This is a genomic window from Paenibacillus sp. sgz302115, assembly GCF_056120445.1.
The window spans coordinates 274,255-292,513 of record NZ_JBVYOK010000007.1 but is presented as its reverse complement, the minus strand read 5'-3'; the positions used below and the strand labels follow the sequence as shown (position 1 = coordinate 292,513).

Annotated in this window: 16 protein-coding genes and 1 riboswitch; of the genes, 8 read left to right on the top strand and 8 right to left on the bottom strand. The window is 45.6% G+C overall.

Annotation, left to right across the window (positions count from 1 at the left end):
• Nucleotides 1-289 precede the first annotated feature (289 nt).
• Complete coding sequence (locus tag AC0LWN_RS16495; protein WP_474667110.1) at nucleotides 290-619, bottom strand: hypothetical protein; 330 nt, start codon at nucleotides 617-619, stop codon at nucleotides 290-292.
• Between the two features lie 231 nt (nucleotides 620-850).
• Here AC0LWN_RS16495 and AC0LWN_RS16490 point away from each other — a divergent pair, with 231 nt between their 5' ends.
• Nucleotides 851-1,399: a pyridoxamine 5'-phosphate oxidase family protein gene (locus tag AC0LWN_RS16490; protein WP_474667108.1), complete on the top strand. Its 549-nt coding sequence runs from the start codon at nucleotides 851-853 to the stop codon at nucleotides 1,397-1,399.
• Between the two features lie 162 nt (nucleotides 1,400-1,561).
• Here the strand turns inward: AC0LWN_RS16490 and AC0LWN_RS16485 are convergent, their stop codons facing one another.
• The gene (locus tag AC0LWN_RS16485; RefSeq protein ID WP_474667106.1) at nucleotides 1,562-2,266 is read right to left on the bottom strand and encodes a class I SAM-dependent methyltransferase; all 705 of its coding nucleotides are present in this window, start codon (nucleotides 2,264-2,266) and stop codon (nucleotides 1,562-1,564) included.
• Nucleotides 2,267-2,295: 29 nt separating this feature from the next.
• Nucleotides 2,296-3,390 carry an ATP-binding protein gene (locus AC0LWN_RS16480; RefSeq protein WP_474667104.1) on the bottom strand — a complete coding sequence of 365 codons (1,095 nt, stop codon included), beginning with the start codon at nucleotides 3,388-3,390 and terminating at the stop codon, nucleotides 2,296-2,298.
• 464 nt (nucleotides 3,391-3,854) lie between these two features.
• Between AC0LWN_RS16480 and rhuM the strand changes: the two genes are divergently transcribed.
• Nucleotides 3,855-4,034 carry a RhuM family protein gene (gene rhuM, locus AC0LWN_RS16475; protein ID WP_474667102.1) on the top strand — a complete coding sequence of 60 codons (180 nt, stop codon included), beginning with the start codon at nucleotides 3,855-3,857 and terminating at the stop codon, nucleotides 4,032-4,034.
• Between the two features lie 101 nt (nucleotides 4,035-4,135).
• On the opposite strand, the gene AC0LWN_RS16470 is transcribed toward rhuM, so the two are convergent.
• From AC0LWN_RS16470 to AC0LWN_RS16455, 4 genes are all read right to left on the bottom strand, one after another.
• The gene (locus AC0LWN_RS16470; protein ID WP_474667100.1) at nucleotides 4,136-4,849 is read right to left on the bottom strand and encodes a hypothetical protein; all 714 of its coding nucleotides are present in this window, start codon (nucleotides 4,847-4,849) and stop codon (nucleotides 4,136-4,138) included.
• 29 nt (nucleotides 4,850-4,878) lie between these two features.
• Complete coding sequence (locus AC0LWN_RS16465) at nucleotides 4,879-6,237, bottom strand: ABC transporter substrate-binding protein (RefSeq protein ID WP_474667098.1); 1,359 nt, start codon at nucleotides 6,235-6,237, stop codon at nucleotides 4,879-4,881.
• 85 nt (nucleotides 6,238-6,322) lie between these two features.
• On the bottom strand, nucleotides 6,323-7,144 hold the full coding sequence (locus tag AC0LWN_RS16460; protein ID WP_474667096.1) for a carbohydrate ABC transporter permease: 822 nt from the start codon (nucleotides 7,142-7,144) through the stop codon (nucleotides 6,323-6,325).
• Complete coding sequence (locus AC0LWN_RS16455) at nucleotides 7,141-8,034, bottom strand: carbohydrate ABC transporter permease (RefSeq protein ID WP_474667094.1); 894 nt, start codon at nucleotides 8,032-8,034, stop codon at nucleotides 7,141-7,143. Before AC0LWN_RS16455 ends, AC0LWN_RS16460 begins: the two co-directional genes overlap by 4 nt.
• Nucleotides 8,035-8,265: 231 nt before the next feature.
• On the opposite strand from AC0LWN_RS16455, the gene AC0LWN_RS16450 reads away from it, so the two are divergent.
• From AC0LWN_RS16450 to AC0LWN_RS16440, 3 genes are all read left to right on the top strand, one after another.
• On the top strand, nucleotides 8,266-9,261 hold the full coding sequence (locus AC0LWN_RS16450; RefSeq protein ID WP_474667092.1) for a LacI family DNA-binding transcriptional regulator: 996 nt from the start codon (nucleotides 8,266-8,268) through the stop codon (nucleotides 9,259-9,261).
• A 252-nt stretch (nucleotides 9,262-9,513) separates the two neighbouring features.
• The gene (locus AC0LWN_RS16445; RefSeq protein ID WP_474667090.1) at nucleotides 9,514-10,701 is read left to right on the top strand and encodes an MGDG synthase family glycosyltransferase; all 1,188 of its coding nucleotides are present in this window, start codon (nucleotides 9,514-9,516) and stop codon (nucleotides 10,699-10,701) included.
• Nucleotides 10,702-10,850: 149 nt separating this feature from the next.
• Nucleotides 10,851-10,930: riboswitch (glycine riboswitch) on the top strand.
• 155 nt (nucleotides 10,931-11,085) lie between these two features.
• Complete coding sequence (locus AC0LWN_RS16440) at nucleotides 11,086-12,477, top strand: amino acid permease (protein ID WP_474667088.1); 1,392 nt, start codon at nucleotides 11,086-11,088, stop codon at nucleotides 12,475-12,477.
• Between the two features lie 77 nt (nucleotides 12,478-12,554).
• Here AC0LWN_RS16440 and AC0LWN_RS16435 read toward each other — a convergent pair whose 3' ends face one another.
• Nucleotides 12,555-13,328, bottom strand: a complete 774-nt coding sequence (locus AC0LWN_RS16435; protein ID WP_474667131.1) for a sporulation protein — start codon at nucleotides 13,326-13,328, stop codon at nucleotides 12,555-12,557.
• A 174-nt stretch (nucleotides 13,329-13,502) separates the two neighbouring features.
• Here AC0LWN_RS16435 and AC0LWN_RS16430 point away from each other — a divergent pair, with 174 nt between their 5' ends.
• From AC0LWN_RS16430 to AC0LWN_RS16420, 3 genes are all read left to right on the top strand, one after another.
• Nucleotides 13,503-14,540 carry a C40 family peptidase gene (locus AC0LWN_RS16430; RefSeq protein ID WP_474667086.1) on the top strand — a complete coding sequence of 346 codons (1,038 nt, stop codon included), beginning with the start codon at nucleotides 13,503-13,505 and terminating at the stop codon, nucleotides 14,538-14,540.
• 242 nt (nucleotides 14,541-14,782) lie between these two features.
• The gene (helD, locus tag AC0LWN_RS16425) at nucleotides 14,783-17,209 is read left to right on the top strand and encodes an RNA polymerase recycling motor HelD (protein ID WP_474667084.1); all 2,427 of its coding nucleotides are present in this window, start codon (nucleotides 14,783-14,785) and stop codon (nucleotides 17,207-17,209) included.
• 349 nt (nucleotides 17,210-17,558) lie between these two features.
• Nucleotides 17,559-18,251 carry a response regulator transcription factor gene (locus AC0LWN_RS16420; protein WP_474667082.1) on the top strand — a complete coding sequence of 231 codons (693 nt, stop codon included), beginning with the start codon at nucleotides 17,559-17,561 and terminating at the stop codon, nucleotides 18,249-18,251.
• Nucleotides 18,252-18,259: the final 8 nt, after the last annotated feature.

Here is an 18,259-nt window from a genome sequence, read left to right as displayed (position 1 = left end):
TCCTACTGGGAAGCGAGAGGGCTGAAAAGTTTGCTTTCACGTTATCTGGAGCTTTGTTAACTTTTGGAACCGCCGTATGCGGACCCGCATGTACGGTGGTGTGAGAGGACGGGGGCCTACCGCCCCCTCCTACTCGATTGTTCAGCTTAGAAATCATTTTTCGGTCTCAAGATGGAGGAATTTGAAGAAAGCGTGACTTATTGGAGGATGGAATTACTATGGCAATGCTTAAGCGAGAGTATAAAACAAAGAGCGATCCAGTTACAGGACTGCTCTTTATTTTATTTTTTTAGTTTTTTTCTGCTACTTTAATGTAAGTAGCATCATAATCAACGATAGCCACTGTTTCAGCAGTCGTCTTTGTAGCGTCATACGTTACTTCATCTTGATTAAAATCTGATACAGACAGTTGCTTTTTTTCATACTTTCCATTTTCCGTATAAATTACATCTGGATGGTCTAAACGATCAGCAACATACTCTGGAACAATAGCTTCTACCGTATCAGTTACTGGTATCACCTGATTAGTCTCAGCAGCCTGGACTTTTATTGTGCCCATAAGTATGAATGAACTCACTAGAAGTGTAGCCAGCCCTAATACGATTGGTCTGACGCGCAATTTTCACACCTCCCTTCAGTCTAGTTGATAGTATCCATTATATTACATTTTCACTCTATTGCCTGCTGAATTATTAAGTATAGTTTCCAATGAGCAGGCAGTGGATTCGAATGTGAGATCCAATCAAAAAATACTAATTATGGATTGGTCGTAACCTCAATATTTGGAAGTTTTAACGCAATCGATTCACTGATACACTACCGTAATAACAGTGAAAGGGGAGATTTTGAAATGAATTCGGTTCGTTACAAGATCAGGGAATGTCGGGATCAAGAGAAAATTGAAAGTTTCCTTCATCAAGCGAGAATTGGGTATCTTGGGTTGGTTGATGGGAACCTGCCCTATGTTGTACCGCTTAATTATGTGTGGACTGAGGGGAAGCTCTATTTTCACGGGGCCGGAGATGGAAGACGTAATCATGTTATGAGTGAAAATCCAGAGGTATGTTTTACGGTATGTGAGGAATACGGAACCATCACAGACCCGGTACCTGCCAAAACGGATACGGCTTATATGAGCGTAATGATATTTGGACAAGCAGAGCCAATTACAGATTTGGATGAGGCCACCCATGTACTTCAGGAAATGATCAATAAATACGTACCCGGCTATTATAACCGCCCCTTGTCGAAGCAGCATGTGGACAAATATAGGTCGGCTGTATTCGGCGGACCGGTTCAAGTTTACCGTGTTATTCCACACCATATGACGGCAAAAGAAAGTCCAATTGAAGCGGAAAAAATGTATAGCACGGTCATGAATGCCGGACGAGAGATTTAACGGCAAGATACCGGTTCCGCTAGGCTAACGTGTGCGGTAGTTCAATAAACGATCAGGGAGCTGCCGCGGCATGCTCTCTGATCGTTTTTTTGCGTTATCCGCTTTATCGTGATTATTTCATATCAAAATAGATTCAGGATATCCCTCACCTTAAGTTTTATGTTATTTCTTCCTGAATAACGCTGTCAATAAGAAGGATTCACCGAATAATGAGCTAGGTTGTTCGATTTTTTGCATACGTCTAATTTCAATTAATTCAAAGTCCTTAAAGATGGCTTTAATTTTTTCTTCGGTATAACCTAATCCACCTTTTAGGCTTCGTTGTCGATAAACTTCCCAATCCGTCATGTCTGCACCCATGTCTCCTAATGCGAAGCATGTTAAGCCGAAATACCCGCCCGGCTTCAAGCTTTTGATCACCATATTGAGGAAGCTAACTCTACGATGTGGCAAAATATGATGGAAACATCCACTGTCATAAATAAAGTCGTAGATTTCTGACTCAATTTTGAGGTCAAAAATATTTTGGCAAAGAAAATTAATATCGACATTAGTTGTTTTAGCACGTTCTATTCCCCAGTGTATTGCTTCTTGAGAAATATCTGCCGCATCAACGAAGCAACCATGTTTAGCCATATAGATAGCATTTCTACCAGCCCCACAGCCTAACTCAAGGACCCTTCCAGCTTTGATACGCCCTTGATGAAAGTATTGAACTAAGTTTTCATCAGGTGCGTTTACAAAAAAAGGGATGCCTTTATTTCTGTCTGCATAAAATTTATCCCACCACTGTCCTTCTTCTCTAAAGAAGGAGTCAAGCATATTTAGAATATCCTCTACACTATGGATAGATTCAGCAGTAGTCATAGATGATTATTCCTCCTTTTGAATATGCTTTAATCATGAATATTGATGGAGAGGCTTGGATAAGCGGTTGTGAGTTCATTTTTTCGTAAATCCAGTCTGCTACGGTCGAAACCTACTCCAAACAAGTCAGGTTCCGGCATAAAAGTAACACTTGTGCCGGATTCATTCGATATTCCCACTGTCATTAATCCAGACTGAGGAACACCATGCCTATATTCTTGCCGGAAAATCTTGCCGTCACGGCGAATTTCAACTGTGAGCTTCTGTGAAAGTGCATTAACTACTGCAATGCTTATACCTTTTTCAGCTCCAGGAACTTGAAATGGTGCACTGCTATTAAACCGGTTGACGTCAGTTAGAATAGATTGGACAACTGGTATATCTGTGTCAGGAAGTGCTCCAACAGGTATACCTCTTCCGTTATCAGTAATAGTGACACCTCCATCACCATGTAGGAAGATTCCAACTTCACTGCAATGTCCTGCTTTATGCTCAAGTATTGAGTTTTCTACAACAGCCCAAAGAAGGTGATGCATATCGAAGTCCTGTTGTGTCCCCAAATACATCCCCGCATTATTACGTGTTTCCATCATATCGATATAGTCACTTGTATCCAGCAAGTCACCGACAGACGCTAACAACAAAAGAAGAGGAAGGCAACGGTGATTAGGAAAGGCATACTTTCCACCGGGTTCTTGAACTAATAAATCTGACCCTAGTAACGCCTTGAGATGATGGTAAAGCTGACCAGTTGTACCCATGTTTAAGCGGTCAACAAGTTCTGAGCCAGAAAGAGGTTCATTAAGCACAGATCTTAATATGTCTAATCGTTGCTTATTGCCAAGTGCAGCTAGAACTTTTGCCGCTTTCTCGCTATTTATTCCAAGTAATTGTTGCATTCGACGTTCTTGCGGTTCCCATCTAACCCGTTGTCCGTTTAGATGAAGATGACCGGAGTAGAAAATAGCACTTGGATCGATTTCCTCATTAACTGAATCTTTATGTGTAGTCTCAGGAAGATTGATTGCTGGCTTTCGTTCCAAAAGAAACTGATGAACTAATCGTTGAAGGTCTGCCATTTGTTTTTTCAGTAAATCAATCTCACTGCTTAAGTCACGAGACACGATTTGGGGTCACCATCCTTTACAGTTAATGTAATTATGTTATTACGTAATTATTATATTACGTAATTTAGCGAATGTAAATAAATGAGATAATTACATACTCCAGAAAAGTAGAGGTAAAGCAGAGGCTAGAGCTTAAATAATTGAAGAAATGTTTATCAAAACACACCCTGAGATAAGTGGTAGGAAGTATCGACTTATTGTTGCTTTTGGCTAATCGAAAATGAATGTAAGAAATTGCACAGCGCTTCGTGAGAGGAGTATCAGACCTTACGAGGTGTATTTTTTTTCATTTAACTGTGATAAAATGGGAACATATGATTGCATGTGTTGAATGAAATCATAATACGGGGTGAAATTTGAATGGATAACAATACGGATTTTAATATATCAGACGGAAGACGGGAATACCAAGATTGACGTGAAGTTGGAAAATGGAACGGTATGGATGACCCAAAAGGCGATTGCGGAGTTATGCCGTTGGTTATCGCGTTCGTTCTCACAGAGGTACGCAGTTCAGACGCTGGGCAACAGAGCGGCTTAACGAATACCTTGTCCAAGGCTTTACAATGGACGATATCCCGGATGCAATATTTGCCGCCCAGCAGCAGTATGAAAGAGAACTTCATTCCAGCTATAGCTAAACATGGGCAGAAATAGAAATTGCCTGTCAAGGTATTAACATAGCCTTGACAGGCTGCCTTTTGCTGCTTGATTGTGATTAAAAATGGTTTATTAAGTCCGATTAAATGTCGATATCTCTGTAATCATTCATCGTATAATGATATTGGTACACTAACTTATTTACATCTAGATCAATACTAAACTGCGGTGCATGAAGTTTTCGCATGGCGTCATATAGCGCCTGAATCTGCTCGGGAGTAAATTTTATGAGCTTAAAATAAGCTAAGGATACATGTGGAATAAAAAAGGCCTGTAACGGAAAAATGGCATTAAATCGCTGCTTCAAATCTAGGAGAAGCTCATAATCGCGTTGGCTGCCCGGGGCAAATTTAATACTGATGACTTCCCTGCCTATTGTACTTGGACCAAGCGATCTCATGTGAATAGAAACATTGTGATACAATTCGTAAATTCGTCCTAATTCAGCTTTAATTTTCTCATGATGCGTCTCAATACTGTTTTGAATGGCTTCCAAATCTCTGGATACAGTGGTCATATTGCTTAACGAATGAATGGTTAAATGAAATGTGGATGGCTCTAAAGGCGCGAGCATATCCACTGTATGGTCCAATAATTTTGCTTGGACATTACTGCAGACCTGCCTATCCTGCTCCGTTAATTTAATGACCGTTGTTGTTCCGAAAAAACTTTTTAATTCACCATTCATATCGACTTTATCCGATAGCTTTGGGGATATAGTCCATTCCTCCGGCTGGTTAACCATATTTTTTTCGTAATCCTGAATTAACTGTTGAATATAGTTTTCATACATCATTGTTTATCTCCGTTCCAGTGTGCAAGCTTTTATTTCTGCACTGTTTTGTTATATTTTTCTAGCTTGCTATCAATTTCTTTGGCGGCAGAATCCAGAGCATCCTTCGGCATTTTTGTTCCCGTCAGCACACCTTCAATAGCATCTTCCACTGTAAGGCGTGCATCCGCGAATATGCCCATCACTGCGCCTTGGGTGGCGACGTTGTTCTTGGTTTCGTGCAATTGGTTAACAGCCGTTTTAAATTGAGGGAATCGGTTCATATTTTCTTTCACAGTCTCCAGTTCATAGGCTCCAACGGAAACCGGGAAATAGCCGGTATTCAGGTGCCAATAGGCTTGTTGCTCCGGACCAACCAAATACTTGATGAAATCCCAAGCTGCTTGCTGCACCTGCTCCTCTTGATTTTTCATAATGTAGAGGCTTCCGCCACCGATTACAACTCCGCCATCCTTGGAATCCGAAGGTTTCGGGAAGAATGCTGTACCTACTTCAAACTTTCCGCCTGCATCATCTACAATTCCTTTTAGAGCAGCGGTGGAATCGAAAGTCATTCCGATCTGACCGGCAAGGAATGCTTTTCTTGTATCGGCTATTTTACGGCCCAAATTCAAATTGACCTTCTCATCGTTCATTTTCTTCCACCATTCCAATGTTGTAAGTCCTGCTTTCTCATTCAATAATGATTGCGTGGCAGGAGCTTTGCGGCCGTTGGCATTATTCAGATACTCCGCACCTTGAGATGCAAAAAATTCTTCCATAAACCAACCGCTGATGGCAATGGACAAGCCCGTTGTGCCATCTTTCGTCATTGCCTTGGCAGCAGTGTATATACCATCAAAGGTTTGGGGTGGCTTAGCCGGATCAAGCCCTGATTGCTTAAACATATCCTTGTTATAGTACAAAATAGGAGTGGATACGTTAAAGGGCATGGAGTACAGCTTATTGTCGAACGAATAATAGGATGTGATATTCGGTTCCAACTGCGTGACGTCGAATTTATCTTTGTCGATGAATTGTTGAATTGGAGTAATTGCGTTGGAATCAATCATGAACCTGCTGCTGACTTCATTCACTTGCACCATGGTGGGCTCATCCTTGCTGCCCATGGAGGCCTTCAGCTTATTCAGTAATTCATCATAACTGCCCTGATAAATCGGTTCTACATGAACTTTGTTCTGAGAGGCATTATAGTCGGCAACAAGCTTGTCAAGTGCTTTTCCCGATTCTCCGCCCATAGCGTGCCACCACACTACATTCACTGGGCCGTTGTCAGTTGCATTTGTGGCATTCCCTTTGTTTTCCGGGCTGACCTTTGTGCAAGCAGATGTGATTAATAATAAGATTAGCGACAGTGCAACCAACTTTCTTTTTGTGATCAAAATGTTCATTGACTCTGACTCTCCTTTAATTCATAGATTATGATTATGCGCACGAAGAAGTAAGCTGCGGCGCTTTCATCCTAAGTTAGGCCGTCTATCCTTTTACTGCACCGGTTGTAATGCCCTGAACCAGTTGCTTCAAGCCAAAGGCAAGCAGGAAGAGGGAGGGCAAAATTGCAATGGATACACCGGCTAAAATCAAATTCCAGGAAGTAGTCTCTTCAACTTGCAGCATTGCTATGCCAATCTGGACGGTTCGCATACTAGGTTTGTTCGTGATGAGCAAAGGCCATAAATACGTATTCCATGTATTCAAAAACACATAGATGCCAAGAGAAGCAAGTACTGGGCGTGACAGTGGGAGTACCATTCTCGTAAAAATGTATACATGCCCGCAGCCATCCACTTTAGCCGCTTCGAATAAGTCGCGGGGCAATTGCAAAAATGCTTGGTGAAGCATGAAGGTTCCAAAGGCGGCAGCAAGAAAAGGGATTGTAAGGCCGGCATAGCTGTCTGTCAGGCCAAGCCCTTTTACCGTTAAATAATTGGGAATCATTGTGACCTCCCAAGGGATCATCATTGTAGCTAATAACAACGAGAATAGCAGTTTTTTACCGGGAAAATACATAAATGCAAAGGCATATGCGGCAAGGCTTGATGTAATCAACTGTCCGGCCAATACGATAATGGACACAATAAAGCTGTTCATGATAAATCTTCCAACTGGCAGAAAATTCAAAACTGTTTCAAAATTGTTAAGATAAAAACTGGAAGGCCATAGACGCGGTGGATACTGATTAGCCTCTTCGGGACGAAGAAATGCAGACATCAGCGCGAAGACGGCAGGATACAGAATGATAATCCCTGCAGCAAGCAGCACTGCATGCTGAATGAGCTGCTTCAAACGATGCTTCATTGATAATGCACCTTCTTTTTTAGGACGGAGTATTGCACAAGCGTCAGAAGCATGATGATCACAAACAGTACCATAGCCTGAGCGCTGCCCGTACCAAATTGGAAATTCATAAAGGCTTCACGATAAATGGAAAAGACAATGACTTCTGTGGAATGGATAGGCCCGCCTTTTGTAAGAATATGAATTTGACCAAATGTTTGAAATGAACCGATTATGGATACAATCACGAGAAAAAACAATGTTGGAGATACTAAGGGAATCATGATTTGCCAAAACGTTCGAAGCGGACCGGAGCCATCCATTCTTGCACTTTCGAAAATTTCTTTTGAAATACCCTGTAACCCGCTAAGCAGGGTTATATAAGCGAATCCCAGATGCATCCAAATCGTGGCTGCGGACACAGAAAAAAGCGCCCATTTCGGATCGGTCAGCCAGTTGATAGGCCCTGCCCCCCATAGCCCTAAAAAATGATTGAGCATTCCGGTGCTCGGATGATAAAGCAACAGCCAAATGACGGAAGCTGTTCCCACTGAAATTGCCATAGGTAATGAGAAAATGAATTGATAGACTCGTTTTCCTTTGATTTCCTGAAAGGTTAGCGCTGCCAGTACTAAGGCAATTAATATAGTTGCCGGAACGGTATACATGGCGAACAAAACAGTAACATAGAGACTCTTGTAAAACTGGTCCGATAACAAAATTTCTCTATAATTGCCCAGTCCAACAAATGAAGAGAGCTGTCCAAGCGGATTCGTTAAATAAAAGCTTAGAAAAACGGATTTTGCCATTGGGTACAACATGAACATCCCAATTACCAATAAAGACGGAAATAGAAATGCATAACCCAACATAATTTCATTCCATCGCCGCGGAGGGGGAAAACCCTTCATGATAGATCACTTCCTTTAGTAATTTATTTACCTAATACGAAAAAATAATTACTTGATGTGATATTAATTTAGCAAGCATTTGTTTTCTGAAATCGTCGTTTTTGTAAAAAAACATCAAAAACAGTAGGTGTACAAAGTAGAGGATTTATATCGGGAGTTTACATTGGCAAGCTTTTTTCTTATACTAAAATGTGTAAGTAAATTATTTACTATCATCTCAGGAGTGAAAGCATGGTAACCATAAAAGATATCGCCCAAAAAGCAAATGTCTCAACCGCGACTGTTTCCCGAGTTCTAAACAGGGATAGCAGCCTCAATGTTTCAGATGAAACGCGCAATCGAATACTGGATATTGCAAAAGAGTTGAACTATAGAAAGGTTTTTGAGCGGCATTCACTGAAAAATTACAGACTGGCACTCGTTTACAGACCCAATGTATACCAGGGCCAATTGAGGCAGGGCTTTCATTTTTCCATCCGCAGCGGGATTGAAACAGCATCCGCCCAGTTAGGAATTGATCTGATTAGTGTATTTAATTATTCCAGCCTTGCCTCTGAAAAGCTGCACGGCGCGATCATCATCGGTAATTATACTAACGAGGAAATCAAGGAAATGACATCGCCTCTGTCAGACATACCTATTGTTATTATTGGAAGAAATCCTGACTGTATACGCTTTGATTCCGTTTGGTTTGACACGCACAATGCCATCCATTCCGCACTGAAATATCTGACGGCCTGTGGGCATCAGGATATCGCTTTTATTGGAGCGCATGAAAATTGCGATATCCCTTTGGAAAATCGAAGAGATCAGATTTTACTGCGTTTTATGTCCAGTTACTCAGGTTTTAATCCTAACCATATATATATTGGTGAGCACGGGACGAATGGAGGATATAAGCTAATGAAACAGATATACGAAAAGGGACCATTGCCTACGGCTATCTTTTTTGGCAACGATCCCCTTGCATTTGGGGCTCTCGAATTTTTGAAAGAAATCAACATCAGCGTCCCTGAGCAACTGAGTATTGTTAGTCTTGATGGGCATCCAACATCGCAATATACAACGCCGCCATTGACGACCGTCAGTGTACCGACAGAGTTTATGGGCAGGATCGCAATTTCCTCAGTTGTTGATCTAATTGAGCAGACACGAACAACTCACTTGCAAATACTTGTTCCTACGGAATTAATCATACGGGAAAGCTGCCGTGATTTAACAAAATGAATGTAAGATTGCCGGAGAGATCTGGAAATAATCAATAAGCTGGCAGGAGAGTAAAACGATATTAGCCGTACGGATGATCATCCGTACGGCTAAAGGTGCGTTCTGTCCTCCTCCCCGACTTAAGTCCAGCCGCAGGACCGGTCCGCAGACCATTTTGTTTGCGCTGCAGAAGGAATAAACTTGTAAAAGAGTTGGTTGACGGAAAATAAGGCTGCCCGATTGGCGGCGGATAATAAGGAGCAGGTGATAACGATGCGCAAAACAAGAGTGCTGATTCTCTCGGAAGGATTCGGAAGCGGTCATACTCAGGCTGGTTACGCGTTGGCTGCCGGATTAAAAAAGATGGACCGGAACATTCGAACGAAGGTGATGGAGCTGGGTTCCTTTTTAAATCCTACGGCGGCTCCTTTGATTTTGTCCGCATATCGCGCGACCGTGAATACAAGTCCGACCCTGGTCGGCATGATGTACCGCATGAAATATGAAAAGCCGGTCGGACGCTTCTCCTGGATGGCGCTGCACACAATGTTCTATCACCATACGGCCCAGGTCATAGAACAGTTGCAGCCCGACCTGATCATCTGTACGCACCCCATTCCCAGCGCGATCATTTCCAGGCTGAAGAGGTCCGGCATGGACATTCCGCTCTACACGGTTATTACCGATTATGATGCGCACAGTTCATGGATTACGCCCGGTGTGGACCGCTACCTCGTATCCGCGCCGGAAGTGCGCGCTTTGCTGATCCAGCGCGGCATTAAGCCGGAAGCCGTTCAGGTGACGGGCATTCCGGTGCACCCCGATTTCTGGAGCGTCCGGGACAAACAGGCCGTAAGAACAGAACTGGCCATCAAGGATATGCCTACCGTGTTTGTGATGGGGGGCGGCTGGGGACTGTTGTTCAAAGAGGATTTCATCTCCAGGCTCGCCGCCTGGAGGGAGCGTGTGCAGATCGTATGCTGCGTGGGAAGCAACGCTAAACTGGCTGCCAAGCTGCGGAATGATCCCCGTTTTGACCATCCCAATATCATCGTGCTCGGGTATACCCGTGAGATAAGCAAATGGATGGATGCATCCGACCTGCTGATTACCAAGCCGGGCGGTATGACCTGTACCGAAGGGCTGGCCAAGGGGCTGCCGATGCTGTTTTTTGAATCCCTGCCCGGGCAGGAAGCAAAAAATTGCGAATATTTCGTCAAAAACGGATATGGTGAAGTGCTGGCCTCCGGGGATGCTTTGGACATATGGTTCCGCCGGGTTGCGGGCGAAAGCACGGGGATCAGCGGCTACGGGAAAGTGAAAAGGCTGAATCCGCAGCCTGTCTACAAGCCGGAACGCTGCGCGCAGACGGTAATGCAATTGCTGCAACCGGCATCCGGCTCTGTCCCGGATCGTGAGCAGATGAAGGAGCCGCGACTGGCCGGACAAATGGCGAATTAAGAAATACATCGGCACCGGATTCGTTCCATTGTATTTATTATCGTTGACAAAACATTTAACTAGGTTTAGTATTGAAAAAAATTAAAAGCGGCACACCATTAAAAACTGAATATTCGCAAGCTATGATTGCTATGGATCACACTATAGCAGGAGCAGCTTCTGGAGAGACCGTGGAAATTCACGGCGCCGAAGGGTTCACAATCTCAGGCAAAAGGACAGAAGAGTACTGAATAATTTATTTGTTATCCTGATAATAATCAGAATAGCATATATTATTTGTTATTCTTATGACCCGGAGATTGGAGCGTATCCAATCTCTTTTTTTATTGGCATTATTGCTTGTTCGTTTTTTCACATGAAAGAAATATTGAGGGGGAGCTAATCTTGGCACAACAAGAATTAAAGAGAGACTTAGAGAATCGGCATGTTCAGCTCATTGCAATTGGCGGCACTATTGGTACCGGACTGTTTTTAGGATCGGGTAAAGCTATTCAACTGGCAGGGCCATCCATTATTTTTGCTTATTTAATTGTGGGTATCGCTGTTTTTTTCGTTATGAGGGCACTGGGAGAGCTCTTGTTGTCTAAAGCAGGATATCAATCTTTTACAGACATTGCTGAAGATTATCTTGGACCGCGGGCGGCGTTCATAACCGGATGGACATATTGGTTTTGCTGGATCATGACGGCTATGGCTGATATCATCGCTGTTGGGGTGTATGTGCAATATTGGTTCGATATCCCGCAATGGATACCTGCAGTCATCTGCTTAATCATTTTATTAGGACTCAATCTGTTAACGGTAAAAAACTTCGGGGAACTGGAATTTTGGTTTGCGCTAATCAAGGTGGTGACTATTCTCGCATTAATTGCCATTGGGGTTATTTTGCTGGTGATCGGCTTCAAAACAGATGCAGGAACGGTTTCACTTAAAAATATTTGGGGACATGGGGGAATATTTCCAAACGGAATTTCGGGTTTCCTGCTCTCCTTCCAGATGGTTGTGTTTGCCTTTGTCGGTGTGGAACTGGTGGGGGTATCGGCAGCGGAAACAGCTAATCCGGAAAAAAATATTCCTTCGGCCATCAATAAAATTCCCTTAAGAATTCTGTTCTTCTACGTTGGGGCAATTATCGCCCTATTATGCATTAACCCGTGGACGGAGCTGAATCCGTCAGAAAGTCCTTTTGTTAAAACATTCAGTTTAGTCGGGATACCGGTTGCCGCAGGAATTATTAACTTTGTCGTATTAACATCTGCCGCATCTGCTTGTAACAGCGGGATGTTTTCAACAAGCCGGATTCTATATAATTTGGGCAAGAATAACCAGGCTCCAGCCAGTTTTGCAAAACTGAATAAAAATCATGTACCAAGCAGCGCATTATTGACATCCACGCTTGTCCTATCCGTGGGAGCTCTTTTGAGCAAGCTTATTCCAGAGCAAGCCTTTGGCATCGTAACAACAATCAGTGCTATCTGTTTTATATGGGTTTGGGGTATCGTTCTAATTTGCCATTTACGGTATAAGAGAACAAAGCCGGAATTACAGGCAAAATCGAAGTTTAAAGCACCGTTTACCCCATTTATCAATTATGTTGTCCTGGCGTTGTTTGCTGTCATCCTTATAATTATGCTATATGCAAAAGATACACGTCCTGCCTTATTATTGACGCCTGTATGGTTTATTCTCCTATTTGTTCTATATTCCACGAATAAAAGAAAGCGGGAAGTAGACCATACAGGTTCAGTGCAGAGCAAGCAATCCGTAGATGCCTGACATGTAAGGCGAAGAAAAATGGCGGCGCAGGGATTAAGTTCCTTGAGCCGCCATTTTTTATTTCAAGTATACCCTACTTAAGCGTATCTGCTAATTGTATCGGCCAGCCGGTCAGCGATGTAATGCGCTCCGGAAGCAAGCTCGTTACGGTCAAAACGCAGCTTTACAAAGCTCTCATCCGCATCCAGAGCTTCTGCGAACAGGCCGGCGAGCCCGCGTGCCTTGCGGTCAACCTGCAGCAGCAGGCCGACGCCATCCTCATCCGGATAGAAGATGACTTCGAGTTCGTCCAGCTGGCCACGGAACATGGAGGTAGGGACAAATTCGAATTCCTGGATAAAAGGCATTCCGAATGTTTTGCCGTAATGCGGTGCATATTCACAGCTTACCTCACGAAGTCTAAATCCGAGCAGATCGGCTGCATCAAGAATAATAGCTGAATGGGGATGCGGCATTACCTGCAGATGGTCCTGATCGGTTGGATCAAGCGCTTCCTTGATATCCAGACCGGTGTGAATCCACACCGGCGTTCTGCCCATTGTCACCGGGGTAAAGGGCGGAAGCTGGAAGGAGACAGGGAACTCATAGACTTGATTGGCTTCTACGGTGAATTTCTCAGCGAGCAAAATTTTGGCCACAGTTGCTTCGACATTTGATTTTGAATCATTATACTCTTTCACATAACGCGTTTTGACAAAAGCGTAAACGTCATCTACCTTTTGATCCACACGGCCGCCTTGAATCTGAACGACACCGGTGATTGTATCTCCGGCACTCACCGTATCTTGATGAAGCATAAGATCAACCTTGGCGGCACCAATTCCGGCGCTCGCCAGCATACGTTTGAACATGGACAATGGAAGTATCTCCTCTCTATTCTTTGCGTACCCAATGATACGCATAAGTAATAATTGAGGTTTCGAACTTACGGAAGGATATTGTTTACCATCAATTACCACAAAACCATTTTGCTTTTGCCTCGTCCAACTGTGTAGTAGCAAATCTATACACAAGGTGATGAACATATGATCAAACGAAATGCTGCACTTTTGTCTATGCTAGCCCTTTCACTCTATTCCTCCGGCGTTGTCCATGCAGATGCCCGGCCGCAGGCCGAAGCCCGGAATATCTCCATCTATCTGGACGGACAGCGGCTTGAGCCCGGAGTCCCGCCGCTGAATCTGAACGGGACAGTGCTCGTACCGATGCGCGGATTGTTCGAAGCGCAAGGGGCCAAGCTGATCTGGAACAACGCGGACAAAATCGTCACCGCAACCAAGGCGGATACCACGCTTACCTACCGTATTGGGGCGCTGACTGCCGATTTGAACGGGCGGACACTGAGTGTGGAGGTTCCCGGCCAAATTACCGGAAATTCGGCAATGATCCCGCTGCGCTTCATCAGCGAAGCCTTGGGCAGTAAGGTAGACTGGGTGCCGGGCACTCAATCCGTGCAAATCTCCTCCATTATTTATGAAACCTCGATTCTCCGTGGAGTCAATCTGCGCAGCTTACCGGATGCGAAGAGTACTCCCGTAAGCCCGGAACTGCTCTCCGCAGGTACAAAGGTGCATGTGGAGAGCGTTGCCGATGCGCTGTGGTTGAAGGTGAGAACCGGGGACAACCAGACGGGCTACATCTCGGCCAAACCGAGATATACCGATTACACCAGCACTTTGCTCGCGGACAAGCAAGCAGATGCACTGATCGCTTACGGTAAGACCTTCCTCGGCACACCGTATGAGTTCGGCGCTTCACCTGACCAGACCGCAACCTTCGACTGCTCTTCTTTTGTGAAACGTGTATTTGAGGATACCTTGTCCATCGAGCTCCCCCGTGTATCCTATGATCAGGCGAAGGAAGGCAAGGAGGTAGGGCTGAATGAGCTGCGTCCGGGAGACCTGCTGTTCTTCAGCGCACGCGGCTTGAACATCGGTCATGTAGCAATATACGCCGGGAATAATCAGCTCCTGCATACGTACTCCACCAAGCTTAACGTGCATGTGGAGGCCTTCGACGGCCAGTGGAAGAAGCGGTTCGTAACCGCCCGCAGAATTTTATAGGCCAGCACCCAATCAAAAGATGAATACAAAAAGAACCCGGCAGACTTTGCCGGGTTCTTTGATATAAAAAAATTGCGCACAAATAAACATTGTGGTATGCTAAAAACGTGTTTTGATTTTTTATGTAAAAGATCATAAGTATCACATCTTATTTACACCTTAATCTTACCATGCGGATTAAGGGTTTGTCAAATGTTCTTTTTCGTATTCTGAGTAGACTGAAAAGGAGTGTGTTCAGGAGAATGATTAACGCAAATGATTGGCAGCAAGAACAGGAGCGGCTGGATGAGGTTACGGAAAAGCTGCGGTCGAGAATCGCCGAATGGGAACCGGAGGTTGCCGGGCTGCGGGAACAGGTAGCGGACATCCGCAAGCGGTTCTGGGAGGAAGTTTCGGTCAACACGAGCACAGACGAAGATTTCGAAGAAACCTTTTACAGTATAAAGCAGCAAGAGGCGTTGTTGTCCGAACGGGAGCGGAGCCACCGGCTGCGGGTGCAGCGCTATAAAAGCATGAAACGGCTGCTGCCGTCTCCCTACTTCGGGCGTATTGATTTTCAGGAAGAGGGACTGGGCTTCAGCGAGCAAATTTACATCGGAGTCTCGTCCTTCGTGGATGCAGACGGAATGAGCTTTCTGGTGTATGACTGGCGGACACCCATTGCAAGTATGTACTACGATCATTCTCCGGGGAAGGCTGCCTATGAAACGCCGGGCGGAACGATTACGGGGGCAATGACGCTGAAGCGGCAGTATCAGATCCAGGGCGGTCAGCTTCGGAATGTGTTCGACACAAGCTTAACCATCGGTGACGAATTGCTTCAGCAGGTATTGGGCAAGGGAGCAGATGCACAAATGAAGAGCATCGTGGCGACCATCCAAAAAGAGCAAAATGCCATTATCCGCAATGACCAAAGCCGTATGCTCATTGTGCAGGGGGCGGCCGGCAGCGGGAAGACATCTGCGGCTCTGCAACGGGTAGCGTACTTATTGTATAAGCACCGGGATAGACTCAGGGCGGATCAGATCGTGCTTTTTTCGCCTAATCCGATGTTCAACAGTTATGTATCCACGGTACTTCCCGAGCTTGGTGAGGAGAACATGCAGCAGACGACCTTTCAGGAATATCTTGAGTATTGGCTCGGGTCTACGTTGCGGCTGGAGGACCCATTCGAACAGATCGAATATATTCTGGCGTCAGAACTCTCACAAGGCTATGAAGCACGGAGGAGCGGGATGCAGTACAAGGCGTCCGAAGCCTACTTGCATGCTCTCCAAAACTATGCGCTGTGGCTGGAAAAGGAAGGTATGCTATTCCGGAGTATCCGATTCCGGGACCGGGAGCTAATTACCGTGGAGCAAATGAAACTTCAATTTTACAGCTATGACAGCTCTATCCACCTGGTTAACCGCATCGGTCTGCTGCAGGAATGGCTGCTGCGTGAGCTGGCTTCGCTGGAGCGCCGGGAGCAGGAGGAGCCCTGGGTTCAGGATGAACTCGATTATCTTGACAATGAGCAATATGCTGAAGCCTACAGTGCGCTGCTTAAGAAGTATCAGCGGGAAGTGGCTGTCTTCGATTTCACTCAGCAGTATGAGGAGCTCTATGGCGAGTTTCGCCAGAAGGAGCTAGGGGAGGAGAATGTCTTCGACTTTGCCATCCAGGAAGAAGAGCTGCTTCGCCGGATGATCGTGAAGGAACACTTCAAACCGCTGAGACGGGATGTGAAACGGTTCATGTTCATAGATACGATTGGGCTGTATGGTCAGTTATTCAGTGATGCTGCGGCTTACCGGATAATGACGAACGAGACCGAAGTTCCCGCTGAGTGGCCGGAAATCTGCAAGCAAACGAAGGAGAAGCTGAGCCGGCTTGAGCTGTTCTATGAGGATGCGACTCCATTCCTTTATTTAAAAGAACTCGTAGAGGGCAGACGGATGAATACGGAGGTGCGGCATCTTTTTGTCGATGAAGGCCAGGATTATTCGCCGTTCCAATACGTGTTTCTCAAGCGGCTGTTTCCCCGCGCCCGAATGACAGTGCTCGGTGACTTCGGCCAAGCGATCTTCCCCCAAGCAACAAATCTGCACGAGGCGGATTCGCCGCTGATCCGGCTGTACGGTGAAGCTGAAACGAGCCTGATCCGCCTTGTCCGAAGCTATCGCTCAACCCGCGAGATTGTGGAGTTTACGAAGCTGCTGCTGCCGGGCGAAGAGATTGTGCCTTTTGAGAGAAGCGGCAGGAAGCCGTATCTGCTCAAGGCCAGTAGCGGGGAAAAGCGGGCGTTGCGAATCATGGAGGACCTTGCGGCGCTTAAGGCGGAAGGCTTCGATTCCATCGCTATCATTACGAAGACTGCAGCCGAAAGCCGCGAGGCCTATGAAGCATTGAAGACACAGGGGTGCGAGGCGCTGCGGCTCATTACGAAGGAAACGCTCACCTTTGAAAAGGGGACGCTGGTTATCCCCGCTTATCTCGCCAAGGGAGTTGAATTCGACGCCGTGTTGATGTACGATGCTTCATCGCAGACGTATCACCGGGAAAGCGAGCGGAAGCTGTTTTATACAGCATGCACGCGGGCGATGCATCGGCTGCTGCTCTACACGACAGGGGAATGGACACCTTATATCCAGGCGTTGGATACGTCTTTTTATGAGGCCGGGCAATAGGCTGCCTTCACAGGACAAAAAATGCTCATTCCATCAGGGAATGAGCGTTTTTTTGTACCTATCCTTAATTCTTAATTATCCCTCGAGTGTCTTTCCCCAACCTGGAAATCATCCGCGTGCTCGAACATGTATTTCACGGAAATTGGAGCCTGACCCGTCAGCTTCTTGAAGTCGTCCGTGAAATTATCCATTTTGCCTAAGCGGATTGCTTCGCCGAAGGTGACCATGCCTTCAGAGGAGAAGGGGGCTTCCGAGTTAGCCTATCTGGAATTAGAGGCAAAAACAGTCTATCATATATGCTAAAGATTATTTGATTGATAGCTGACTACAGATAGTACAAGGAGATTAGATGGATAATTCAATAAATATTCTCGTAGCCGAGGACGACAGTGACATCAGCCGGCTGCTGTGCAGTATTATAAGAAAAAGCGGTTACGTGCCGCAGCCTGCCTTCTCCGGAACGGAGGCGCTGCTCTATCTGGAGCAACGGCAATGGAGCATGGTGCTGCTAGATCTGATGCTGCCGGGAATGACGGGTGAGGAGCTGCTCACATGGATCCGCTCGCGGGGAGGCGTGCCAGTCATTATTATTTCGGCCAAGGGTGAGCAGCAGACCAAGGTGTCAGCGCTGCGTGGAGGTGCGGACGACTTCATTACGAAGCCTTTCGATATCGAGGAGGTATCGGCGCGAATTGATTCCCATCTGCGCCGGTATGTGCAAATGGCTCCGCAGGCTGTGTCTGGCGTACTGCAGCATAAGGGACTTATGCTCGACCACGAATCCAAAAAGGTAACGGCAGAGGGGACAGAGGTTGCACTGACCGCCCGGGAGTATGAGATTCTCACGTTGCTTCTATCGGCACCGAAAAAGGTATTCACAAAAGCAAATCTATACGAAAGCGTATGGGATGAGCCATACTACGGAGACGACAATACGGTCAACGTCCATATGAGCAATTTGCGGAGCAAGCTTGCGAAGGCTGCGCCCGGCAGCGAATTTATCGAGACGGTATGGGGCATGGGCTATCGGCTAAAGCCTTAAGACATTCT

What these genes read in the sequence shown, in the direction of transcription:
- AC0LWN_RS16490 (WP_474667108.1), top strand. Translation starts at nt 851, where the DNA reads ATGAATTCGGTTCGTTACAAGATCAGGGAATGTCGGGATCAAGAGAAA.
- AC0LWN_RS16485 (WP_474667106.1), bottom strand. Translation starts at nt 2,266, where the DNA reads ATGACTACTGCTGAATCTATCCATAGTGTAGAGGATATTCTAAATATG.
- AC0LWN_RS16470 (WP_474667100.1), bottom strand. Translation starts at nt 4,849, where the DNA reads ATGATGTATGAAAACTATATTCAACAGTTAATTCAGGATTACGAAAAA.
- AC0LWN_RS16465 (WP_474667098.1), bottom strand. Translation starts at nt 6,237, where the DNA reads ATGAACATTTTGATCACAAAAAGAAAGTTGGTTGCACTGTCGCTAATC.
- AC0LWN_RS16460 (WP_474667096.1), bottom strand. Translation starts at nt 7,144, where the DNA reads ATGAAGCATCGTTTGAAGCAGCTCATTCAGCATGCAGTGCTGCTTGCT.
- AC0LWN_RS16455 (WP_474667094.1), bottom strand. Translation starts at nt 8,034, where the DNA reads ATGAAGGGTTTTCCCCCTCCGCGGCGATGGAATGAAATTATGTTGGGT.
- AC0LWN_RS16450 (WP_474667092.1), top strand. Translation starts at nt 8,266, where the DNA reads ATGGTAACCATAAAAGATATCGCCCAAAAAGCAAATGTCTCAACCGCG.
- AC0LWN_RS16445 (WP_474667090.1), top strand. Translation starts at nt 9,514, where the DNA reads ATGCGCAAAACAAGAGTGCTGATTCTCTCGGAAGGATTCGGAAGCGGT.
- AC0LWN_RS16435 (WP_474667131.1), bottom strand. Translation starts at nt 13,328, where the DNA reads ATGTTCAAACGTATGCTGGCGAGCGCCGGAATTGGTGCCGCCAAGGTT.
- AC0LWN_RS16430 (WP_474667086.1), top strand. Translation starts at nt 13,503, where the DNA reads ATGATCAAACGAAATGCTGCACTTTTGTCTATGCTAGCCCTTTCACTC.
- helD (WP_474667084.1), top strand. Translation starts at nt 14,783, where the DNA reads ATGATTAACGCAAATGATTGGCAGCAAGAACAGGAGCGGCTGGATGAG.
- AC0LWN_RS16420 (WP_474667082.1), top strand. Translation starts at nt 17,559, where the DNA reads ATGGATAATTCAATAAATATTCTCGTAGCCGAGGACGACAGTGACATC.